This is a genomic window from Kitasatospora nipponensis (assembly GCF_039528135.1).
Lineage (GTDB): Bacteria > Actinomycetota > Actinomycetes > Streptomycetales > Streptomycetaceae > Kitasatospora > Kitasatospora nipponensis.
Genome location: NZ_BAAALF010000442.1, coordinates 1 through 1,531, shown reverse-complemented (window position 1 = coordinate 1,531; position 1,531 = coordinate 1). Strand labels below are relative to the sequence as shown.

The following is a 1,531-nucleotide window of genomic DNA, read 5'->3' as shown; positions in this document are numbered from 1 at the left end:
CCGGGCAGGCGCTGGCGGCCGGCACCGCGGCCACCGCCACGCTGGTCGAGCTGGACGTGGCGGTGATCGGCGGCGGCGTCGCGCAGGCCGGTGACCTGCTGCTCGGTCCGCTGCGGGCGCGCCTGGCGGAGTACGCCACGCTGTCGTACGTGCGCGGTCTGAAGGTCTGTCAGGCGGAGCTGGCGACCGACGCCGGCCTGGTCGGCGCGGCCGCGGCGGCGCTGTGGGCCACCGAGACCTGAGGCGGCGCCCGGGCACCGGCCACGGGCCCGGCGGTGCGGCTCGTAGGGTGTGAGCCGGGGGCGTGCGAGGGCGCGTGTACCCCCGCGCGGAGTGCGCCGTCGGGGCTGGTGCGCTGCCTGCGGGGGTCCGGACGTGACCTCGCGTCGGCCGGCGAGGAATGAGGAGTCGGGCGCGGCGGGTACCACCCACGGTGGTGCCGGGCCACTCGGCGCGTGGGGCTGCGTCGGCGAGGCCGGCCGCCGTGCGCGCGGTGCCCGTGTACAGCCCGGCGCGCACCGCGCCGGGGCCGCCCGAGGGCAGGGGAAGTCGTGATCGTCTGGGTCAACGGGACATTCGGGGCGGGCAAGACCAGCGCCTGCAGGGAGCTGGTCGAGCTGTTGCCGGGGAGCACGCTCTACGATCCGGAGACGGTCGGCTACGCGCTGCGGCACTGGCTGCCGGCGCAACGGACCGCGGAGGTCACCGACTTCCAGGACCTGCCGTCCTGGCGCCGGCTGGTGCCCGAGGTGGCGGCGGCGATCCTGGCCGAGGTGCCGGGCCCGCTGGTGGTGCCGATGACCCTGTTGCGCGAGGAGTACCGCGACGAGATCTTCGGCGAGCTGGCCGCGCGCGGGCTGACCGTGCACCATTTCGTGCTGCACGCTGAGGAAACGATCCTGCGTTCGCGCATCTCGGCGTGCGAGGAGGTTCCCGGCGACGCCGAGGCCAGCGCGCGGTGCCGCCGCTGGCGGCTGGACCACCTGCCCGCCTACCGCGCGGCGCAGGGCTGGATGCACCGGGACGCGCACCTGGTGGACACCGCGGAGCTGACCCCGCGCCAGGTCGCCGAGACGCTCGCCACGCTGGTCAAGGAGGGGGTCGCGCACCGCCCGATCGTGCGCGGCACCGACCCGAGCGAGGACACCGTGGCCTCCGCGGTGCTGCTCTTCGACGAGCAGGACCGGGTGCTGCTGGTGGATCCGGTCTACAAGCCGGCCTGGGAGTTCCCCGGCGGCGTGGTGGAGCGCGGCGAGGCGCCGACCAGCGGGGCGGTGCGCGAGGCCGCCGAGGAGCTGGGGCTGCGCCTGGAGCCGGAGGCGCTGCGGCTGCTGGCGGTGGACTGGGAGCCGCGCACCGGTCCGCGCCGCGGCGGCCTGCGGCTGGTCTACGACGGCGGCCGGCTGACGGCCGACCAGCGGGCGGGGCTGCGGCTGCCGCCCGACGAGCTGCGGGCCTGGCGGTTCGTCACCCTGGCCGAGGCGGCGGGACTGCTGCCGGCCGGCCGGCACCGGCGGCTGGCCGGCGCGCT

2 protein-coding genes are annotated in these 1,531 nt (G+C 77.1%); both read left to right on the top strand.

Annotated elements, in window-relative coordinates:
- Positions 1–242, top strand: a 242-nt coding sequence (locus ABD323_RS41015) for an ROK family protein (protein ID WP_344447197.1), incomplete at its 5' end; no start/stop codon positions are given.
- 309 nt (positions 243–551) lie between these two features.
- A partial coding sequence (locus tag ABD323_RS41010) for an NUDIX hydrolase (protein WP_344447196.1) occupies positions 552–1,531 on the top strand: 980 nt, incomplete at its 3' end.